We start from the raw sequence: 20961 nt of genomic DNA on the forward strand, positions 1-20961 counted from the left end.
GTCAATACTTAATTGGTTTGAGAATCTTTGCTATATATGAATTGTGGTATAATTGACCTTGAAGAGGTGAAAGCTGTGTTATGCGTTTTAAGTTGAAGTCGGATTTCAAACCCTAGGGGGATCAACCCAAAGCAATTGAGGCCCTGGTGGAGGGTTTAAATAAAGGCAAGAAGCATCAAACCCTGATAGGGGTGACCAGTTCGGGCAAAACCTTTACCATGGCAAACGTAATCAAGCGCGTTCAGCGCCCGACTCTGGTATTAGCTCACAACAAGACGCTGGCTACTCAGCTGTGAAGTGAGTTTAAGGCGTTCTTCCCCGACAACGCCGTCAAATACTTCGTGAGCTATTACGATCACTATCAGCCAGAGGCTTACGTGCCGGCCACTGATACCTACATCGAGAAGGAGACTTCTATTAATGATGAGATAGACAAGCTGCGCTACTCGACTACTTCGGTGCTTCTTGAGCGCCGGGACGTAATAGTTGTGACCAGCATATCATGCATATATGGTTTGGCTAATCCCAAGGAATACAGGGACCTCACCCTGTCATTGCGGCCTGGGATGGTAAAGGACCAGGATGAGGTGCTGCGCAAGTTGGTTGACATACAGTACCAGCGAAACGATATAGACTTCGTGCGGGGGACCTTTCGGGTAAGAGGAGATGTGGTGGAGATATTCCCTGCAGGGTCTTATGGCCAGGCTATCCGTGTGGAATTCTTTGGCGACGAGATCGACAGGATCACAGAGATCGATGCCTTGACCAGAGAAGTGCTGGGATACCGCACCCATGTGGCCATATTCCCTGCTTTGCACTATGCATCGTCGCGCGAACGCCTGGAACAGGCTATTGCACAGATAGAGTACGACCTGGAGATAAGGGTTAAGGAGCTTAAGGACCAGGGGCGTTTCCTCGAAGCCCAGCGCCTGCTGCAACGCACCAACTACGACATCGAGATAATGTGCGAGGTGGGATACTGCAACGGCATAGAGAACTATTCCCTCTATCTGGACGGCAGGCAACCCGGTGAGCCACCTTATACCCTGCTGGACTATTTCCCTGAGGATTTCCTCGTGTTCATAGATGAGTCTCATGTCATCATACCGCAGTTGCGGGCCATGTATGCCGGCGACCGCTACAGAAAGGACAACCTGGTGGAGTACGGTTTCAGGTTGTCTGCGACTTATGACAACCGGCCCCTTACATTTGAGGAGTTTGAGAGCAAGATAAACCAGGTCATTTACGTTAGGGCTACTCCGGGGCCGTACGAGCTCAGCAAGTCGTCGCGCGTGGTTGAACAGATCATAAGGCCTACGGGACTGGTTGATCCCAAGGTGGTGGTACAGCCGATTGAAGGTAGATCGACGACTTGATTGGCGAGATACGCCAGTGCGTTGAAAGAAATGAACGGGTACTGGTCACCACTCTGACCAAGAAGATGGTGGAGAGCCTTACCTTTGATTTGTTCGCTAGCCTGGGCTTGGAGTATTTGGTTGAGTACGGATTCCAATAGTTTGGCCATCTCTTCATGTTTAGCTCCATTTAGAAAAAGGTGGTGCAAAATTTCAGAATCGATGGTAATATTATATTGAGCCATTTCTCATCCCTCCAATTAGGTTTTTGTGTTGGCAATTTAATTCTAACCAGAGGGATGGAGGTGGCTCAATCTCTTTTTACACAATTATATAGACTTAACTGGATTTGATCAAGTCCAATTTTTTGTGTAAAATTCCCTCTACCTTGAGAACTCGCCAGAAATTATGGACACTAAAACTTGTTCCATCCAGAGGTTCTAGCACCCTTCCTGGCTTACTCTCAAGGCTTTGTAGAAATTCTATCACTTTCTTTATCTCTTTTAAGTGTTTTTTCTTCAACTGTTTGTTTCTGACTGTTTCCTTTACATGCTCTTTTAATTCTTCTAATTCATTTATAGTTAGTGCGTTAAGAAACTTTATATAATTGTCTGGTATCTTTTCTTCTCTGCTTTTCTTTTGTAAGATTAAGTGTTAAACTCATACTATGGAGATTCTCCTTTCTGTTAATGTTTTTGTTTGTCACTTAAATTTTATCAGAAAAAGGGGAATCTCCATATATTTTTTGTAAAAATTTTTCGCTTAATTTAGCCCTCAAATGGCTCTATTAGCGTAGTATATAATATACAAATTTTCCTACTATTTCTCCTATTTTTATTCCGCTTAATACTACAAGAGCAACTAGTATAAACAACAAAGAAACCTTAATTACAGGAAAATTATTTAATTTTTCCATCAAAAAATTGACACCATCCATTTATTTTACCTCCATAATTTCTATTGGTTCTGTCAAGGGCCGCGCTAGCTTGTTTATTGTAAAATAAAAATGGACAAAGTTGCAAAGAAAAATCCCCACTTTTGCAACTCAAAAATCCCCAGATTTGCAAAGGGTCATTGCAGGCACCCATTCGGTGGTCTAAACCCTGCTGCCTGTGCCTCTGCTTCTGTCTTGAACCACACTTCCGCTTTTGTTCTGTCGTACCATGGATCTCTGGGAATGTGGTATATTTTTCTCCTTTGCTGTTAATGTTGCCTTTAATTAAGCCATTCCCATTGGAATCCACATATACCTTGTCCGGTTCTCCGTAATAACCGTATGGTAAGCTTTGATTTAAATTATTGGTGGAAGTTTTTGATGAAGATGTATTTGATGTACTGCCGTTCCCACTGTTTCCAGCAGTGTAATCTCCCGGCTTGACATTGAAATTATTCTATTATTCGAGAAAACTTTATAAATTCCTCTAAATGTACAAAAAATAAACCTTTTCTTATTTTAATAGAAAAAGGTTATCAATCAGCTTTTTGTTATATTATTTGCCCCTATTCGTAGACAAAAAACGCAAATAGATTTTGATTTATTCTTCAAAATAATCATTGTCAATTCGCTTAATTTCATAAACTTCTTGAACAGATACACCAACATTAAAATCAATCATATATTCTGCTAATTGATAACCATCAATTAATATTATTTTTTTATTTGTCAATCGATTTGCATATTCAATAGCATCGTTCGAAAAAGTAGAGGTTGTAATAAAAATTCCTTTATTAGCCCCTGGGGTATCTAAAGCGCCATAAAACTCGGCTTAATTTAAACTGTGGTTAACTTCTTTACCATTTTTCCAAAGCTCATATTCACTCAAATCCATTTCGCTATTCCAACTTACACCATATCCTCCTGGATCAACTTTTACCGCTTTGAAAAAAGCTTTGTTTTTCAGTAGCTCAAACGGCCACTCATTAAGCTTTGGTTTCATATCGTATTCTTTCACTATTCCATTATCAAAAGTAACAAGCAGTTTATAATCATCTGTTGCTTTCACACTGACAACTTTATACATGTTCCATCACTCCAATCCAGGCAATTTTCGAAATACCTGAGTCTCCCACATTTCTAGAAGTTCACGTTGATATTTGCTAGCCCATTCAACGACTAACTCTCTTGCTCTTCTAGGTAAATCTCCTTCAATCATTTTAAGAGTATTAATATCAAATACACCTACGTATTCTCCATATATAGCATGAAAGTGTGGCGGAAAGTGATCTCCAAAGTACATTTTAATTACTATGCCATAAAACCTTGTTACCTCTGGCATTTTACTATCCTCTCCTTAAGTCTAACATATTTTATCATATTATATATCAAAGCAATTAATTATCCCTTAAATATCAAAAATTCCACTTCATAATTAATTATACCACAGCGTAGGGAAATATAATTATATTTTTAACTATTCTCTTAAAACATACTGCTGTAGCTTACTCTCTTACACCATATGCTTACACCTCCTCAAATTTTTTCTTTGCTTCTTGTTTGCCCCCGGCAGTTAAAACGAAACGGCCTGCGAGCCGAAGGTCAAGGGGTCGGGGAGGGATACCGGACCGAGCGCATGCGAGGGAGGATATGCTCACCGACCCCTTGACCGTAAGGGGAGCAGGCGTACAATCTTTTTGCGCGGGGGCAAACAAAAAAAGCACGTCTGCGAAAGCAGAGGTGCTCTCTTAACCGGATTTTTTGATTTGAGCAAAGCGAAAATGAAAATCCGTCCTGATTTTACATATTCAAAATTTTAACATGCTTTTCTACTTTTCCCAAAATATCTCCTTTTATAGAAACTTCATTAAATATGTCCTTATCTTTTCATCATCCCAATTGGTGGTTTCTTTTAATCCTTTCTTAATAATTTTTAGATACTTTTCTGATGGACTTTGTATTTCATTGGTCCAGCATCCAGTTATTGTTTTGATTTTAACTCCATCTTTTTCACCAAGTTCCAAAATATAGTTATACCAACTTTTGCCTTCTTGTTTCTGAATATCATAAAATTGTTCTTCAGTTATTTTCCACAATCTAATAACAGAATAGAATTCGAGGTTTGTCTCTTTCTTACAAGATAAGAAGGCTATCCCTTTATTTTCCCATCTTGGAGAGCATTTTGCAAAATACAGCCGGTAGGGAACATACATCCACCCCATAGCTACCGGTTCTGTTTTGTCCCTGCATCCCTCATACACTTTGCCTTCATATACTCCGCCTTTTATATAAACAAGAAATCTTTCTCTAAGCAAATTTGAACCATATGCACCGTAATAAATCACTTCACTCATTTCACTTTTTACCTCACTATCTTCAGTGATTGTACACTTATATTTATATTTCCACCAACCCAAAAATTTCCTTCGCAAAAGAAGTTTAGTCAACATTGATAAAAACATCTAGAAAACTAGCTTACTATTGTTTTTTATCTTTTATTAATTTCCCTTTAAAAAGTCGATAATTTTTTAACTCCTTACTATTTTTTGATGTTTTGTTATCTATAATTATTTTACTACCTATATTCACAAAATAACCTGCATTTTCGACTTTGGGATTATTTTGGGTAAAGTCAAATTCTGCAAGTAACTTAAGTTCTCCTTCAAATTTCACTTCGCGTGAAAACTCAAAAAACTGCTTTAAAATTAAACTATTATCACTGTCATCTAAAAACAAATAACCATTCTCATCTACATCCCATTTTTTGAGTCCTTCATCTGCGTTTCCTTCCCCGTCTTTTAGTTCATTAATGACAATTAACTCCAATTCACCAAAACCATATTTAGAATCTCCACCAATATAAACTTTAGAAAAAACATCTAACAAAAAATCATTATAATCTTTGTCCTCATTCTTTTTACTTTCATCATTTTTATCATTTTCTTTTATATCTTGGTCATTATTTCCATTTGTTATTAAAGAGTTTATATCTTTAATAACTTCTTCTTCAAACCCAATTAATCCTATCCAATAAAGTTGTTTCGAACTGCTTCCATCCTGTTTTGACCTTGGCAGTACAAATTCAAATTCATGAAGGCTTTCATCCTTTGCTTTCCTTGATAGTGGTTCTACTGCAGTTGATACAATAGTATCCACAAATTCAAATTTAAATTGTTCCTCAAGATAATCTCCTATGTAAAAATTCCCTTTTTTATATTTGGGAAATAAAGGGTCGGTATTTAAACATCCATCTTTTTCACATGTTACAGCAGGATAAAAGTTGGTAATATGTTCAAATATTTTTTTAGCTTTGTCAATTTCATTAAATCCATTTGTCTTTAAATACTGGTGAGTTAAAGCACCCCACATAGTCCAGCCAGGAATGAAAATTTCAGTCTCGTTTATAACACCCCACTCTATTGAACCAATATGTATAGGCTGGTTTTGCTTAAAAATTAGTTTATACCACTTCATTTTTATTCCCCCATAGCCTTTGCATGGTAGAGGGCATAGATTAGCACTTTTTCAAAAAGCTCTTTGAAAAAGAGTAAATCATTTAAGTTAGATGATAAATCTAAAAAGTATTTATTAAGCTCTTTATTCCTATCTTTTTCTTTCGCTTTTTTCTGGTTTTCTAATTGTTTTTTTTCTTCTTGAGAATTAGATTTATTTTTAATTTTGCCTTGTAGTTGATTAATATCTTTTTGCAGTTGATTTATTTCTTTTGTCAAATTAGAGATATTTTTAACCACAGCATCATAATCCAATGTTTTTAAGACAAACTTATCTATTTCTGCAATTTTACTCAACAATTTAAAAATTTTCTCTTCATTTAAACTCTTCTCATCTTCGTGGAATTTAACTTTTAATTTATCCAGGACATAAATCCACATAGCATAAACTCCATCATTAGAAAGGACTCCCAAAAGTTTACTTATTTCATTTTCCTCCAAAATTTTATCATTTACAATATCAAAAGCTATTTTATTTAATGTAGATTCCAATGTAGGTTCAAAATTAGCTTCATTCATTCTTGTTCACCTCCACTACCAGCAGTGTTGTTCCAAACAGATTTCTTATTAGTGTCTTCCTCATAATTTGTTTTTTTCTCTTTAATCTCTAATTTCAATCTTCCAAAGCCCCTTGTTGTCATACCACCAATACCTAATGTCTCAAAAAAGTGTTTAGAATCACACAAAGCATCCTCTAGTTTATCATAATCAGGCAAAGCTTTTATTTTATCTAATCCTTCAAAAGCTGATTTATTAAATATTCTCAAATCACCGTAAAATATAGTTCCCCTTGGTATTGCTTCAGAAGTAAACAGTGCTCCTTCTTTTGCTGCTCCTGTTATTGGATCTATTGAAACAGATGTCCTTACTTCAAGATTAGAATTGACAATTTGAGAAAACAAATTTTCTGGTACTATAATAATTTTTTTAATATCTAATTTAAACTTATCAAATTGTACGTCATTTATTTTAATTGGAAGATTTTCAACTTTGTAAGGTAGATAAATCCAGCCAAGATTTATATGTCCATTTTCTTGTCCATTCTCTATTTTTTCTAAAGCAATACAAAACTTTTGTTCTTCTGCATTTGATTTTTTATCTGTTTCTCCTTTTACTTTTTCATCATATAATCCAGCATTTTTTAATATTTCTTCTGTTGTTATCCATTTTGTGCCTAAACGTGTAAACACAGGGAAAAACAAGATATTTAAATCACTAAAATGAATCATCCCCTGCCAGCTTAAATCTTCCTTTGAAAAGCCAAATCCTTTACAAATTATACAATGTCCGCAATGTCCTGTTTTACCTTCATTATCTGTAGCATATGGTGCATTTGATAATTCTTCTTGCGGAGTATTATCCTGTCCAGCACAAGTAATTCGTGAAAATTTATTATATTCATAGTATCTCCAATTATTTTCATTATTTTCTGTTAATGTATTGATTTGAAATTTTTCTTCAAAATATTGTTTCAATTTTTCATGAATTTTTTTCCTTTTTTCTTCCTTATTTTTATCTTCATTCCCGTGCGAATGAATGTTTAAAATTCTATAAATACTCCTTTTTAATTCATTAAAAGAAACCTTCGATAACTCTTTATTCTCCTTTAATGCCATTTTTTCATCTTCTGTTATTACATTTTCATTTTTTAGAAATTCTAAAATTTGATCCAGGTGTTCTTCTATTTTTGACTTAACAAAGGGCATCAATTCCAGCGTCACATAATACCTCCAAGTACCAGCTAAACTTGAGCCAGGAATTTTGGGGAGCTTCGTTATTGGATCTCTTACTATTGTATTATCAACTCTACCTATGGTATATCCTCCTGTGCCTATATAAACTGGATCTGTTGCCATCCCATAAACTCTTAATTCCTTAACAGAATCATTTTTACACATTTTCTATACCTCCTTTAAAGCTCTATGCCAAAATTCAAACATATCCAATAAAAGGCATAAATTCTCTGGGGTCATCTTTTCTTTTAGTAGCTCGTAAAGATTATCATTTTCTTCAGATTTACCAATGTCAAATAAGTCTTTTATCCCATCTGCAAGCTCTTTATCATCTTTTAGTTTAAGAATATTAATAAAACTTGCAGCAAGAAATGCTTTTGTTCCTTCCTTATTAATATCTGTTTTGAATTCTTCATTTGTTTGGAATTCATTATTTACTAAAGCCTCCCATTTGTCATAGATTACAGAAATTAACTTTTGAAGTTTTGTACTTCTTGCAACTCCATCTCTATTTCCTTTACCAAATAGTTCTCTAAATTTTTTAAACTTTTTCCAAATTTCTAAGTCATAAGGTCGTGAGCTTTTAAGTGCTATTTTTCTCTTCCATTTATTGTTTTCATCATAATAAATATCATTTCTTCTTGTATTTGTATCCAAAAACTCAAAGTCAAAAGTATTAGGTATTATAGTGATTTCCTTATCATCATCAATCTCGTCAATGTTAGATATCCAACACTTATAGCTGTCCTCTGGTTTTATATAAAATTCATAACCTTTGGAATAATTATCCCAATATAATGAATAATATTTATCAGTATTGTTTTGTAATTCCTCATTCTTTTGGGATTTTAATATTTCTTTAACTTTAGATGGTTTTTCTTTCATCGATAATCTCTCTATTTCTTCTACATCCCTCCTAATTTTTCTTAAAGCTTTTATACCTACATAAAGGGGTTTTTTATAATCCTGAATTACTACACCTATATGAAGTGGAAGTTTCCCATAAACAAATTTAAAATTTTCGTAATATTTTTTCATGCCATTATCAATCAAATTAGGCACATACTCAGCAGGTATAATAAACTGCCAGCTAATAGGTGTAGGGTCTATAATGGAGATATAAGGTTGATAATATTCAAATTTTGTGTTTTCAACATATTCAACTGATGTTATTACTTTTCTGTTACCAGTATACTCTTTCAGATTAAACTCTTTACCTATTTGCAAATCTTTCACATAAGATATTAAATAAACCTTACCTTTATCAGCCCAAAAAATAGCTTCTCCATCCTGATATTCGCCATCTGAGATATTTTTGTCTGTATCCTTAATTTTTACATTTTCCCAATAAAATCTTTTCCTCCTGTTTTGAGGAATACCTGCATAAGCACATATATCTGCTTTTATATCCTCAAAAAATTCTTTTGTGCTATTCCATATCCTTCTCAACCTCGCTGGAGAAGGATTTTTTCGAAGGAGAAATTGAAGGATAAGCGTAGACAAGAAGTCTGTATCTGAATCAGTAAGATTGTTCCAATCAATTTTTCTCTGATCAAAATCTATTTTTGATTTTAATGGTCTATTTTGATTTTTATCCCAATCATCTAATTTCTTGTAAATGAATTTTTCCCATCTATCACCAATAGAACGTTCAAGTAAGATGTTTTTTATTAACCCAACAATAAAAGCAAAACAAAAAATATCTATTATTAAATTTAATCCCTCATGTGAATAATAATTTTTCCATTTGTCTAAAAAAATTTCAGAATTATCTATAGAAAATATTTGATCGCCATTTTTATTTAAAACAGATTTAGTTTTGTTATTTTTATTGCTTTCTTTTATATTGTCCCCTCTACATTTAAAAAATGGAAGAAATTTCTGTTAAATAAATCTAAAATCATTATATCTTCACTATCAGGCGGTAAATTATTTTTTTCCCGCAGTAGATTAATAATTTTTTTCTTTACTTTCTCATAAGGTGTTTGAATTCCATGTTTGTCAAATAACTCAACAAAACTCTTAATACTATTTAAACTTCCAAATGAATTGAAGCTTTTTAAATTTTTGTTACTTGAATTTAAAAAATTGGTATAATATTTTTTTACTTCTGCTAATAATGTATTTAAATCTGATTTTAAATTCTTAAAATTCTCTTCCCTCACCAGTAAACTGTTTAGCATATCACCATTTAACCAGTCATGAAGCTCAAACTTCATTGTCACCAATGCAACTCCATCATTTTTATCTTTTAATTCATCCATCCAAATAGTTTCTTTACTCGTATCTTCAAGCCATTTATCAATCCTGCCCTGCGTTTTTTCCTTATAACATGTATCGCAAATATTTTTGTCTTCATCCAATCTATCCGATTTGAATACTAATCTCTGCCCGCAAACCTGACAAATGCCTTTTGCTCTTCCGCTTTCAGATTTTTCAATACATATATCAATTTCTTTCTTGCTCCAATCTGCTTTTAAAAAATTTTCTTTTGCATTTTCAAGAAGATAACATAGGTTCATAAGACCTCTTGAAGCTTTAGTAAGAAAAATAGCCGGATAAAATTCGTCAAAGGACTTTTCTTTAAAAATATTTAATATTTTTTCTTCTATTTCCTTTAAATCTCTCTTTAATCTTGCCAAATTACTATCGTCGTTTAAATCATCACCTAAGCCTTCACCAACTAAAAAATAAACTCCTGTTTCATCTCGATATATTTCATTTCCAATAGGATATTCATATTCCAAAAGTTTCTTTACTTCATCATCTATTTCTCTTGCCTTATCTCTATACCACAGTATTTGCTGAGGTTTATAACCTTTTTCTGCTAAACCAAGCTTATCATATTGTATGCCAAGAATACGCCATCGGACATCCATTCGTTTAGGCAAACTTTGAATATTATTATTTTTTAAAATATATTCAGAAAGAGAAGCTTTAAACATTGTGGTTGCCATATAAGCTTGTTCCCACAATGATACATCGTTTATTGGAAATCTATCGTCACTCAATAAACCAGCAAAAAAATTTTTAAATTTTTCTCTAATTGATTTAAATTTTTCCCAATCTAGGTTATTAGAGCCAAGGATATTGGTTATAGAGTTTTTTAAGTCACAAATCTTATTATTTATAGAATCTTCGATTTCTGATAAATAAATAATTCTATTTTTAAAACTCCCAAAAGGATTTGATAACCATCTACTATATTGAGGTTCAACCTTAATATCATCTTTTGGCGATCCCTTATCTATGCCAGAGTTTAGGCTTTCACCAACTCCATATAATACTTCCAATAAATATTTTTTGTCTTGTCGCCTTCTCCATTCACGCCAATTATTAAGAAAATAACTCCATAATTCAAATTCTTCTTCTAAAATTTTTATTTTTTTGCCTTTAATATCATTTTCCCAATCAGATAAAGATTTTTTATCTAAATTAATATCTGCCTTATTTTGTTGGTTTGGATCTACTTTATCCCACAAAGCTAACAAGGAAACTGTCTCTGCCTTTAAAATTTCATTTCTATACTTCTTTAAGTTTTCTAAATTTAACCCTGCCATCTTGACCACCCCTTACCTGCTAGTTCATTACTTATATTTAAATCTTTGTTAGTAAAATAATACTTATCTTCACATAATTCAAAAGTCCCCCATCCAAGTTTTGTTTTTGCTCCTATTCCATTCTGTGAAACTTTCTCAATTGCTAATAAAAGATTTCCTAAATCTTTTTCCGCTTCACTTTTTAATACTTCATTTTCTTTTAATATGCCATCAAATGGAATGTATATAATCTGTAAAATTCCTTCTGTCCCTTCTGGAACTACTTCATGGTAAATAGGTTGTGTTCCAGCTCTTTTTCTTCTATCATGGGGATTTATTACCTCTAAAGAAAGTCTGTCAAAATATGTAGGATAAAATATAGCTCTTCCTTTATGTGTTTGAAATTCTATTGGTAGGTTTTTATTATCTTTTTGAAGTTTCTCAGAAATTTTCTTCTGAAGAATAGCTTGAAGTTCCTCGTATGAATTTTTGTCTTTAATTTCGCCTATAAAATCTTTGTCTATCATCATTCCAAGTTCAAATAATATAAATTCTAAAAGCTTTTCTTTAAACTTCCCTAAATCACTACTATCCCCTTTTAAATAATCCTCTATTCCCTTTATACTTTCAGAACCTGCTCCAAATATTCTTAAGTAACTATCAACAATTTTTCTCCTTTTTTTAAGGTTAGCCTCTTCATTTATTAAATCTTTAAACGCAGCAGCTAAAGAACCTTTCCAACTACTTCCCCATATCATAGGCACTTTAAAGACTTTTTCCTTTAATACTGGATTTGAAATTATATAAAATTCGTCATCCAGACTGTTGACAAAATATCGGGAACCCGTTATGATGAGAAGGGTTCCTTGTTTTTTTAACGGTACAAAGCAAAAGAGGAGAGGAGAAGAAAGATGTTATCAAAGAAACAGGATGCCAGACATCAAATAGAATTTGTAAGCATAGATCAGTTAGTTCCAAAAGATCACCTTTTAAGGAAGATAGAAAGAGTTATAGAGATTTTAGTTTCATATATGATTTAGTAAAAGAGAAATATTCCGAAGATCACGGCAGACCAAGCATAGACCCAGTAGTACTCATAAAAATACTTTTCATTCAATATCTTTTTGGTATACCATCGATGAGGAGGACAATAGCAGAAATAAAAACAAATGTAGCGTATAGATGGTTTTTAGGGTATGGGCTGACAGAAGAAATACCTCATTTTTCAACATTTAGTCAGAACTACATAAGAAGATTCAAGGGGACGGATATATTTGAAAAAATATTTACGAAAATTTTAGAAGAAGCAATAAAACATGGGCTAGTAAATGCAGAGGAAGTATTCATAGATTCAACCCATGTAAAAGCAAGTGCCAACAAGAAGAAATACACCAAAGAAATAGTAGAAAAAGAAGCCAGGACTTATCAAGAAAAACTAGAAGAAGAAATAAACAAGGATAGAGAGGCTCATGGCAAAAAGCCATTAAAGAAAATCAAGAAGATAAAGACGAAAGAAGTGAAAGTAAGCAAAACAGACCCGGATAGCGGAATGTTAAACAAAAACGGAAAAGAAAAAATCTTTGCATATTCTTTTCACACAGCCTGCGATAAAAACGGATTTGTATTAGGAGTAAAAGTTGAAGCTGCAAATGTACACGACAGTGTGATGTTTCAAGAAGTATTAGAAGAAGTTGAAAAGAGGGTAAGAAAACCGAAAGCAATAGCAGTAGACGCAGGCTATAAAAATCCGTACATATTAAAGACAATATTTGATAGACAAATAATACCAGCAGTGCCGTATACAAGGCCAAAAACAAAAGATGGTTTCATGAAAAAACATGAATTTGTTTATGATGAATACTATGACTGTTACATATGCCCGCAGAATGAAATATTAACATATGTTACAACCAACAGAGAAGGATATAGAGAATACAAATCAAACCCAGAAAAATGTAAAAACTGTCCTCTAAGAGAAAAGTGTACCCAAAGTAAAGACTACACAAAGAGGATATTCAGGCACATATGGGAAGGATATGTAGAAGAAGCAGAACACCTAAGGCATACACCTTACTGTAAAGAAGTATATGAGAGAAGGAAAGAGACAATAGAGAGAGTATTTGCAGATTTAAAGGAGAAGCATGGTTTGCGATGGACGACGTTAAGAGGGAAGGAAAAATTGTCCATGCAAGCGATGCTTGTTTTTGCTGCCATGAATTTAAAGAAAATGGCCTTATGGTTATGGAGGAAGGGCAAAGGGCCCTTTGACATTTCAAAACTTTATTCATTATTTGGAGTTTTAAAGAAAATTTTATCCAGATATATACAGCCCCTGCTTTCGGTACTAAGAAAACAGGGGCTAAAATTTTGCTTTGTCAACAAACTGAAGCACGTCTGCGAAGCAGAGGTGCTCTCTTAACTGGATTTTTGATTTGAGCGAAGTGAAAATGAAAAATCCCTACCGTTAATACACAATATCTATTATCTTATTATCCTTATCGACCAGTACCATCACCCAGTTTCCTTTTTTCAGCTCATCTTTATTATACCTCATCACTTTATCTGAGTCAGAAAATTTCTGCATAACAGTTTTATCTGAAGCAGTGTACCTTTCTTCCTTTCCATTTATGTCTACCACAACATAATTATCATTCGCTTCTTTTAAAATCCCCAATATACTTGTGCTTCCATCTTCAAGAGCTTCTTTTCTGCCCTGTGTGATGACGTAAATATAATTTTCACCGTCTTTTCTTATGATTTTTACAAACACACCTTCTTTAATGTCCTTGGGCATTCCCTCAACAAATACAGTTTTCTCAGCTGTAAAATCATATTTAACTTTTTCTCCACCGCTTTCTAAAACTATTTCGCTGTTGTTGGAGCTTACAACGGTTCCTGCAGTGAGCTCTTTTTGAGGATTTACCTTCTCACTTTTAACAGCTTCATTTACAGTATTTTCGGTTCTCCCTGTATCTTTCTTTATCTCACCGCAGCCCGCCACTAGAAAAATGACAAGAAGTAATGTCAAAGTAAAGCTTAAAACTCTCCTCATATCTTACCTACCTCCTCGTATAATTAATTTTAAAGACAATAAATTTGTCTCACTTCTTAAAAATTTAATAAAGTGCATTTATAACTGGAAATCTTTAATATTCTCATCTTGTCTAAAATCTTATCTATTGCCATGAATCCGTAATATTGCGCAATATGCAGGATTCATGGCGCGTCCGTCTCATCTTTTTTCGGCCTTATTATTTACTTTTGAGATAACTTGTAGCATTATTATACTGTAAAGTTAATGTGGGACAGGCTTTCGTCCTCCATGCGGCTTGACCGCTCTTTTAAGTGTGGTCCCTACACCAGATTTGCCTTTTCTTACGCGAAATCTGCTTTGTCATATATAAGCCCCTGGCAGCAGAGGATTCAGGCTTATATATTAAGAGCTAATTGCGAGGTTGCTAAATAATCTGGTTGCTAGGGTTATCTCAAATTAACTTTTACTTACTTTATCACTTTTGAAAGGAGGTGTAACGATCTTGAATAAGCTTTTTGTTGGTATGGATGTAAGCCTGAATGATGTCAAGGTTCATATTCTCGACCAGGAGGGTAATGATGCTTCCTCCCGTTTTTCTGTAGAAAATAACCCTCATGGTTGTGATGTTATAGTATCACGTATCTTGGAGTGTTGTAATAAATACAATATCCAAAAGGTCTTTATTGGTTTGGAATCTACTTCAGTCTATGGCTGGCACCTCCAGTATTATTTGGCTGATCATTCTGCTCTTAAGCCTTATCAACCTTCTATTACTACTTTTAATGCAAATATCATTAATGCTTTTAAAAAGTCTCTCGGCAATTTACCTAAAAATGACTGGATTGATGCCTTTGCTATTGCTGAAAAACTGAGATTCGGTAGACTCCCTAAATCTTGTTCTGTAGATTTTAGATATCTTGCTCTCCAGAGGCTTACTCGCCATCGCTTTCACATTGTTAATAGTATTGTTAGAGAAAAAAATTATTTACTCAGCAATTTGTTCCTTAAGTTTAGCGGTTTGTGCCAAAATAAAGTCTTTAGTAATAATTTTGGAGCAACTGCTACTGAAATATTTAATGAGTTTTTCACCCTTGATGATATTGCGGCTCGACCGCTTGATGAACTTGCCGGCTTTTTGGTTAGTAAAGATTGCTTTGATGATCCTGAAGCTACAGCTAAATTGCTTCAAGAGGCTGTTCGCAAGTCTTATAGAATTAATGCTACTGTAGATGATTCTTTAAACTTTGTTATCAAGTCTTGCTTTGACAATCTACAGTCCCTTGAAAAGCAGAAGAAAGCTGTAGAAAAAGCCATTATTAATGAGGTAAAAGGATTTAACAATGAATTTCTTTGTCTTACATCAGTAAAAGGTATTGGCCCAACCATCGCAGCCGGCTTAATATCTGAGATAGGCGGAATTTCAAGGTTTGATAATGATAATGCCCTTGCAAAGTTTTCCGGCCTTTATTGGTCAGAGTACCAGTCTGCTGATTTTAAAGCGGAGGACACATATCTCAAGCGTACTGGTAATGAGTATCTCAGATATTATTTTATCCAAGCAGCTTTAAGCTCAGGAAGTATTTACCTGAGTTCTCACAATACTATGCCCGCAAATTTAAAGAAAGCAAAACTCACAAGCATAAACGTGCTCTTGTATTGACTGCACGTAAAACTGTAAGGTTAGTCTTCGCTCTGCTGCGCGAAGAAAAACTTTATAAATCCCCAATAATGAAAGGAGATGATTGTATAAGTTAACATATTACCCCATAACCATATTTTACATTAATTTTCATTAGCTTATTGCGTGATGGTTAGCTTTGCTATACCCTTTTTTAGGTTATTTTATTAAATTTTTTTTGAATTTTTTTTATCACCCTCTTGACATATTACCGAAATACTTAAAATTTATCTTTTAGCTAAAACTTTAAGGAAGAAACGAAAGCACTGTGTGCACAAAAAGCTGATTCCAGAGTACTAAAAAGCCAACAAACAGCACAACAATGTAAATTCCTATTGATTTAACTGCAAATAAAACACTTATAAAAGGAAATAAAACTTGAATTACCGCTTCAACTAACAGCAGTGTCTGTTTATGCTGCGTCTTCCTAACAATCTTATCTCTTATCATGCCTACAATCCCGTCTGTAATAAATGCCCATCCAATCCAAATCATAGGCAGATACACAAAAATTTCGCTTTTTATTGTATTATAAGCCATTAAAGGATTGATAAAAGAAAGAAGGAAATTAGTAAAAGAAATAGAATAATGTATGTGATAACGTAAAAATACAGCTGCAAGCAAACTTAAACCCATTATTATACCCCACAAGCCAAAAGAAGGAGGAGACTGAAGTACAGATACATTTGAGCTGTACTCAATTAAATTTTCAAAAAAGCTCTCTTTTGTTCTCTCTTTAAGCCACATTCCAATGTGGGGGAGGACGGGAAGGTCCAGCATAAAGCTTAAGTCTGAACCTCCTAAAGTAAGTCTCGTAAGAGATATTAAAGAAAGTGATGTTGATGCGATTGTGAAGTTTGCGAGAAGCAAGTTTGATGTGATAATTTTTGACCTTCCGGATGAGTTTAATGAAATTGTTAAAACTGCGCTTGATAATGCCACAAAAATAGTTGTGCTGTCGAGAGGGACAGAAGGAGAGTTCGGAAGAATGAAGGAGTTCCCTTATGAGTTTTTGACGGTATTTGTTAGGCCAGAAAAAGGGGTTAAGAAGTATGTGAAGCTTTTAAATTTGAGATATAAAGTTGTGAGCAGCTTCAGTAAAGAAATTGAAGAAATAGATGATTTTATCTTTTCTTGATTGTAATTTTGTAAAATTCCCGATTTAAGATTTCTTTTATATTTATCATATCTCTGTTTCTATAAATAAATTTAAAAAGGTTTATTATAAGTATTGATATTGCCAAAGTTAAAATCTCAAGACGGTTTAGTTTTTCAGAATCACATTTTATCCTGCAGGGAGGAATTTCAAACTTCTTTACAAAATTCTCTACAAAACGGTTACTGTTGATAAATAAATGGGTTTTCAGAATGAAGGTATCGCTGTTTTTCATGTTATTTAAAATGTTTGGTAAGGCTTTGCTGCCAAAATCTTTATATAATTCAAAAATTGCTGTATTACGGTTTTTAATTATCAAAAGCAATAAAGTTTTTGGATGTTTTTGGAGGTGCCATTGATGATTACAGTAAAATGCAAGAAAAAAAGGGAACCCTAATTCCGATAAAAAATATAAGCACAGCAGTGACAAAGCGATTATGAGGCATAACAATCAAGATGATCCACATAACAAACATTATAGCAGTTCTAAAACAGATGTGGTTGGCAAATCTGAACACTGCTCATTACCTCCTACTTTATGTCCCGTTTAGCAACTTTACCTAATCTTATTATAGTTCCGTTTAGAAACATTGTCAAGAGTTTTTTAAAAAAATTTTTTCTTTTTGGGACATATTGTTTATTTTAGGGACATTTTTAGCTACAATAACATAAAAGGAGGTTTCAAAAAATGACATTTTCAGATAGATTGAGAGAACTACGTAAAGAAAAAAACTTAACCCAAGAGGACCTTGCAAAGATACTAGGAATAAGTCGTTCTACTATAGCGGGATATGAGACAGAAAGGAAGGAACCAGACTATGAAACCCTAAAAAAAATAGCGGATTTTTTTAACGTTTCCATTGATTATCTCCTTGGAAGAACAGATATTCGCTCTCCAGTTGACGAAATCACAGAGGCTGTTTCGGACGACCCAGAGCTGCTGGAGTTTTGGAATACATTAAAAGAAAGGGAAGATTTGAAACTTCTGTTTAAGCAGACGAAAAAGCTTTCTCCTCGAGATATAAAGCAAATAATCAGGATTATAAAAGCCATAGAAGATGAAGAAGATAAGGGGGAATGATTTAGTTGAGCAGTATCAATTTACTTAACACTTCTCTCATGAAAGCTTTATTGGATGAAACAATACCATTTCATGAAGTAAAGTGCTTAAAAACTACATAAAAAAAATAACCGTCACCCCAGATGAAATAAAGTGCGAATTTTACTTCTGGATAGGTGACGATTTCCGTTCTTTGCTGGTAGCGGCGAGTGGATTTGAACCACCGACACTGCGGGTATGAACCGCATGCTCTAGCCAACTGAGCTACGCCGCCATATTTGGTTGCGGGGGTAGGATTTGAACCTACGACCTCCGGGTTATGAGCCCGACGAGCTACCGGACTGCTCCACCCCGCGGCAGTATACTGGTGCCGGAGACCGGACTCGAACCGGTACGGGCTTTTAGAGCCCGCAGGATTTTAAGTCCTGTGCGTCTGCCAGTTCCGCCACTCCGGCACACATCATTTCCTCAAGACAGTATTTATTATATTACATATACACACTCAAGTCAATAGTTTTTTTGCCCAAAAAAGCAGCAATTTGCAAGCTACTTAAGTTTTTAGATTCGCAAATCTATATAAAACTGCCCCTTCTAAATTATCCCATTCGCTAACTGTAATTTCTTTTAAATTTAGCATCTCTAATATAGTCAACAATATTGCAGTTCCCGTAATTATTATGTCAGCTCTTTGAGGCTGCAATCCAGGGATAAGTTTTCGCTCTTCCAATGTAACAGACATAAATTTATCAAGAATCCTTTTAATCTCTTCTTTTTTTAACTTATATCCATGAACTTTTTCTTGAGAATAAATTTCCAGCTGCTGTGAAACTGCAGCAAGAGTTGTTACCGTTCCTCCTATCCCGATAATATTTTCAACTTCTTTGTATTTATCAAGGGAATTGATGACCATATCTATTATGTGAAGTCTAATTTCATCATATTCTTCAGTGGAAGGAGGGTCATTTTTAATAAATTTTTCAGTAAGCCTTACAGCCCCTATATCAAAGCTTTCTTTCACAAATTCTTCGCCTTTATAGGCAAGCTCAGTACTTCCCCCTCCTATATCCAAAACTACAGCATTTTTTTTGTTAACGCCTTTTACTGCACCAATGTATCCGTATAAACTTTCTGTTTCCCCATCTATAATTTCTACATCTAAACCCAATTTTTTAATTTCCTCGAAAAAAGCTTCTTTATTTTTGGCGTCTCTCATTGCCGAGGTAGCAAAAGCATATATAATCTCTGTCCCTTCCTCGCGAGCCAAATTTACAAATTGTTCAATCACTTCAATGCTTCTTCGTATAGCATTGTTATTCAATTTTTCAGTTTTAGATATACCTTCTCCCAGGCGAGTAATTTCTACGTCTTTTCGTATTTTTTTTATGTTTTCCCCATCTATGTCACAGATAAGCTGTCGTATTGAATTTGTCCCTATATCAATAGCTGAAACTCTCATAATAACCCCCAATTATTATAGACAAAATTGTCTAAAATTTATCCCTCACATTATGAAAAATCTTCGGGAATAACCCGAAGTTAATATCCATTGCTTTTTCTATATCCAGTATTTCTTCTCTTTGAATCGAAATTCTTTCGAAGCTGCTGCTGCCTTTCGTCAGAATCCTTTAAAAACTTAAGCAAGCGCTCTTCAAAAGAACTATTAGCATTATAATTCCTGTTGCTCTGCCAAACAAAATCCCTTGGGCCCTTTTCTCCATTATTTTTAGGCAAAGCTTTTTTGATTGACAGACTTATTCTTCCATTGTCATCCATTGAAAGCACTTTTACTTTTACTTTGTCGTGCTCTTTTAGGTGCTCCCGTATGTTTTTCACATAAGTGTTAGCAACTTCTGAAATGTGGACCAGACCGGTTTTACCTTCTGGTAGCTGAATAAATGCTCCAAAGTCTGTAATATTTAACACAGTGCCTTCAACAACATCTCCAACCTCAAATGGCATATAAATAAAAATCCTCCCTTTAAAAATTTATTCAATGAGCTTATTATATATTAAAATACAAAATATTTCAAGACAAATTTTTTTGAAAATTTCACTTTTTTTGCTCTGTAGCCTTGGTTTTTGAGATATCTATGTAAATTATCTCACCTTTTTTTACTAGGCCTAATTTTTGTCTCGCTTCGTTTTCAATGAAACTTTCTGTCTGCGTATATCTAAGCAATTCATTCAAATAGTTATTTTCTTTAATTGCAGCAGTTTCTCTATTTTTCAAATCTTGATACCTATTATTAAGTTTGTCTAATGCTATTTGCTGCTCAAAAAAGGTAAAAACCACGTATATAATAAATACAATAAGCAATATCGGTTTTAACTTTATCTTTCGCTTTTTCATAGTCAAAACACCCGCTTTTCTCAATCTATTATTCTTATTCGACAACGATTTAAAAAATCCTTTATTTTTTTTTCTTAAAAAGATTAAAATGTGATAAATTATTTCTCACAAAAATGTATGGCAAAGCCACAGCTCTTTTTATAAACCTATAAGGAATAATAAGAAAATTGACTATAACTCTCACAGGATATATAATAATTTTTATCATCCTCTTTACTACCTCAGCCACAAATTGATATATTTTAATTAAAGCTTTAGTAATAAATTGGCTTAATAATAAATTATAAGACAACACGCCTATTGCAAAACCCAAAAAGCTATAAAGCCTAATTTCTACGTAATTGCTGATATACATAAAATAAAGCATAACAATCGTTCCAATAATCCAAAATATAATATCGGCAATATTGGAAAAAACTTTTCTAAGTTTCAGTATACGCCTTATCACTTTAAAAACATCATATATAAATCCCAAGACAAATCCGCCGTATACTGTAACTAAAAAGGCATAAATCTGACTTTGTATAGTCATTACCATTTACATACCTCCTTCTCTGTTATATTATATTTATATATCCCAACAAGAATGAAACTAAAATAGGGGGGATAC

20 protein-coding genes, 3 tRNA genes and 6 pseudogenes are annotated in these 20961 nt (G+C 33.8%); 5 read left to right on the forward strand and 24 right to left on the reverse strand.

Annotation, left to right across the window (positions count from 1 at the left end):
• Positions 1–134: 134 nt before the first annotated feature.
• Positions 135–1489 (forward strand): annotated as a pseudogene (locus tag TKV_RS10555) (DEAD/DEAH box helicase family protein); the annotation flags it as partial.
• On the opposite strand, the pseudogene TKV_RS13645 reads toward TKV_RS10555, so the two are convergent.
• The 14 genes and pseudogenes from TKV_RS13645 to TKV_RS10605 all read right to left on the reverse strand — a co-directional run.
• Positions 1460–1600: pseudogene (locus TKV_RS13645) on the reverse strand (IS256 family transposase); the annotation flags it as partial. The pseudogenes TKV_RS10555 and TKV_RS13645 sit on opposite strands and share 30 nt — an antisense overlap.
• A 139-nt stretch (positions 1601–1739) precedes the next feature.
• Positions 1740–1982: pseudogene (locus tag TKV_RS12560) on the reverse strand (IS200/IS605 family accessory protein TnpB-related protein); the annotation flags it as partial.
• Positions 1983–2142: 160 nt separating this feature from the next.
• Positions 2143–2292 carry a hypothetical protein gene (locus TKV_RS13165; protein WP_173402340.1) on the reverse strand — a complete coding sequence of 50 codons (150 nt, stop codon included), beginning with the start codon at positions 2290–2292 and terminating at the stop codon, positions 2143–2145.
• Positions 2293–2426: 134 nt separating this feature from the next.
• Positions 2427–2543 carry a sunset domain-containing protein gene (locus tag TKV_RS14295; protein ID WP_455342609.1) on the reverse strand — a complete coding sequence of 39 codons (117 nt, stop codon included), beginning with the start codon at positions 2541–2543 and terminating at the stop codon, positions 2427–2429.
• A gap of 347 nt (positions 2544–2890) precedes the next feature.
• Positions 2891–3106 (reverse strand): annotated as a pseudogene (locus TKV_RS13855) (restriction endonuclease); the annotation flags it as partial.
• Between the two features lie 15 nt (positions 3107–3121).
• A complete protein-coding gene (locus TKV_RS10565; protein ID WP_003870397.1) occupies positions 3122–3376 on the reverse strand; it encodes a DUF2442 domain-containing protein in 255 nt (84 codons plus the stop codon).
• Between the two features lie 6 nt (positions 3377–3382).
• A complete protein-coding gene (gene dhiT, locus TKV_RS10570; RefSeq protein WP_049685899.1) occupies positions 3383–3631 on the reverse strand; it encodes a type II toxin-antitoxin system toxin DhiT in 249 nt (82 codons plus the stop codon).
• A 511-nt stretch (positions 3632–4142) separates the two neighbouring features.
• Complete coding sequence (locus TKV_RS10575) at positions 4143–4643, reverse strand: gamma-glutamylcyclotransferase family protein (RefSeq protein ID WP_148307267.1); 501 nt, start codon at positions 4641–4643, stop codon at positions 4143–4145.
• A gap of 124 nt (positions 4644–4767) precedes the next feature.
• A complete protein-coding gene (locus TKV_RS10580) occupies positions 4768–5763 on the reverse strand; it encodes a hypothetical protein (RefSeq protein ID WP_049685901.1) in 996 nt (331 codons plus the stop codon).
• A gap of 2 nt (positions 5764–5765) precedes the next feature.
• Complete coding sequence (locus TKV_RS10585; protein ID WP_049685902.1) at positions 5766–6320, reverse strand: hypothetical protein; 555 nt, start codon at positions 6318–6320, stop codon at positions 5766–5768.
• Complete coding sequence (locus TKV_RS10590; protein WP_049685903.1) at positions 6317–7699, reverse strand: RAMP superfamily CRISPR-associated protein; 1383 nt, start codon at positions 7697–7699, stop codon at positions 6317–6319. The genes TKV_RS10585 and TKV_RS10590 overlap by 4 nt, the downstream gene beginning before the upstream one ends.
• A gap of 3 nt (positions 7700–7702) precedes the next feature.
• Positions 7703–8983: a hypothetical protein gene (locus TKV_RS10595; protein WP_175574659.1), complete on the reverse strand. Its 1281-nt coding sequence runs from the start codon at positions 8981–8983 to the stop codon at positions 7703–7705.
• A gap of 392 nt (positions 8984–9375) precedes the next feature.
• The gene (locus TKV_RS10600; RefSeq protein WP_084574270.1) at positions 9376–11094 is read right to left on the reverse strand and encodes a CRISPR-associated protein Csx11; all 1719 of its coding nucleotides are present in this window, start codon (positions 11092–11094) and stop codon (positions 9376–9378) included.
• Positions 11082–11927: an RAMP superfamily CRISPR-associated protein gene (locus TKV_RS10605; RefSeq protein ID WP_455342610.1), complete on the reverse strand. Its 846-nt coding sequence runs from the start codon at positions 11925–11927 to the stop codon at positions 11082–11084. The genes TKV_RS10600 and TKV_RS10605 overlap by 13 nt, the downstream gene beginning before the upstream one ends.
• 57 nt (positions 11928–11984) lie before the next feature.
• Here TKV_RS10605 and TKV_RS10610 point away from each other — a divergent pair.
• Positions 11985–13492: pseudogene (locus tag TKV_RS10610) on the forward strand (IS1182-like element ISTte1 family transposase).
• A gap of 45 nt (positions 13493–13537) precedes the next feature.
• Here TKV_RS10610 and TKV_RS10615 read toward each other — a convergent pair.
• A complete protein-coding gene (locus TKV_RS10615; RefSeq protein ID WP_049685904.1) occupies positions 13538–14125 on the reverse strand; it encodes a hypothetical protein in 588 nt (195 codons plus the stop codon).
• Positions 14126–14630: 505 nt separating this feature from the next.
• Here TKV_RS10615 and TKV_RS10620 point away from each other — a divergent pair.
• Positions 14631–15862 (forward strand): annotated as a pseudogene (locus TKV_RS10620) (IS110 family RNA-guided transposase).
• A 169-nt stretch (positions 15863–16031) separates the two neighbouring features.
• Here the strand turns inward: TKV_RS10620 and TKV_RS14195 are convergent.
• Positions 16032–16532, reverse strand: coding sequence for a hypothetical protein (locus tag TKV_RS14195; RefSeq protein ID WP_236617257.1), 501 nt, complete (start codon positions 16530–16532; stop codon positions 16032–16034).
• 4 nt (positions 16533–16536) lie between these two features.
• Between TKV_RS14195 and TKV_RS10630 the strand changes: the two genes are divergently transcribed.
• Entirely contained in the window at positions 16537–16923 is a 387-nt protein-coding gene (locus TKV_RS10630) for a hypothetical protein (protein WP_236617258.1), read from the forward strand.
• Here the strand turns inward: TKV_RS10630 and TKV_RS10635 are convergent.
• Complete coding sequence (locus TKV_RS10635) at positions 16910–17260, reverse strand: hypothetical protein (RefSeq protein WP_148307268.1); 351 nt, start codon at positions 17258–17260, stop codon at positions 16910–16912. The genes TKV_RS10630 and TKV_RS10635 overlap by 14 nt on opposite strands.
• A gap of 369 nt (positions 17261–17629) precedes the next feature.
• On the opposite strand from TKV_RS10635, the gene TKV_RS10640 reads away from it, so the two are divergent.
• Positions 17630–18022 (forward strand): helix-turn-helix domain-containing protein, encoded by a 393-nt coding sequence (locus tag TKV_RS10640; RefSeq protein ID WP_049685907.1) that lies wholly within the window; start codon positions 17630–17632, stop codon positions 18020–18022.
• Between the two features lie 176 nt (positions 18023–18198).
• On the opposite strand, the gene TKV_RS10645 is transcribed toward TKV_RS10640, so the two are convergent.
• From TKV_RS10645 to yabQ, 7 genes are all read right to left on the reverse strand, one after another.
• A tRNA-Met gene (locus tag TKV_RS10645) sits at positions 18199–18275 on the reverse strand.
• Between the two features lie 5 nt (positions 18276–18280).
• A tRNA-Met gene (locus TKV_RS10650) sits at positions 18281–18357 on the reverse strand.
• 9 nt (positions 18358–18366) lie between these two features.
• Positions 18367–18456 (reverse strand) — tRNA-Leu (locus TKV_RS10655).
• 95 nt (positions 18457–18551) lie between these two features.
• On the reverse strand, positions 18552–19457 hold the full coding sequence (locus TKV_RS10660; RefSeq protein WP_049685908.1) for a Ppx/GppA phosphatase family protein: 906 nt from the start codon (positions 19455–19457) through the stop codon (positions 18552–18554).
• A gap of 80 nt (positions 19458–19537) precedes the next feature.
• Positions 19538–19960: a S1 domain-containing RNA-binding protein gene (locus tag TKV_RS10665; protein WP_049685909.1), complete on the reverse strand. Its 423-nt coding sequence runs from the start codon at positions 19958–19960 to the stop codon at positions 19538–19540.
• Between the two features lie 91 nt (positions 19961–20051).
• The gene (locus TKV_RS10670; RefSeq protein WP_049685910.1) at positions 20052–20351 is read right to left on the reverse strand and encodes a septum formation initiator family protein; all 300 of its coding nucleotides are present in this window, start codon (positions 20349–20351) and stop codon (positions 20052–20054) included.
• A gap of 61 nt (positions 20352–20412) precedes the next feature.
• Positions 20413–20889, reverse strand: a complete 477-nt coding sequence (yabQ, locus tag TKV_RS10675) for a spore cortex biosynthesis protein YabQ (RefSeq protein WP_049685911.1) — start codon at positions 20887–20889, stop codon at positions 20413–20415.
• Positions 20890–20961 lie beyond the last annotated feature (72 nt).

This window comes from Thermoanaerobacter kivui (assembly GCF_000763575.1).
Lineage (GTDB): Bacteria > Bacillota > Thermoanaerobacteria > Thermoanaerobacterales > Thermoanaerobacteraceae > Thermoanaerobacter > Thermoanaerobacter kivui.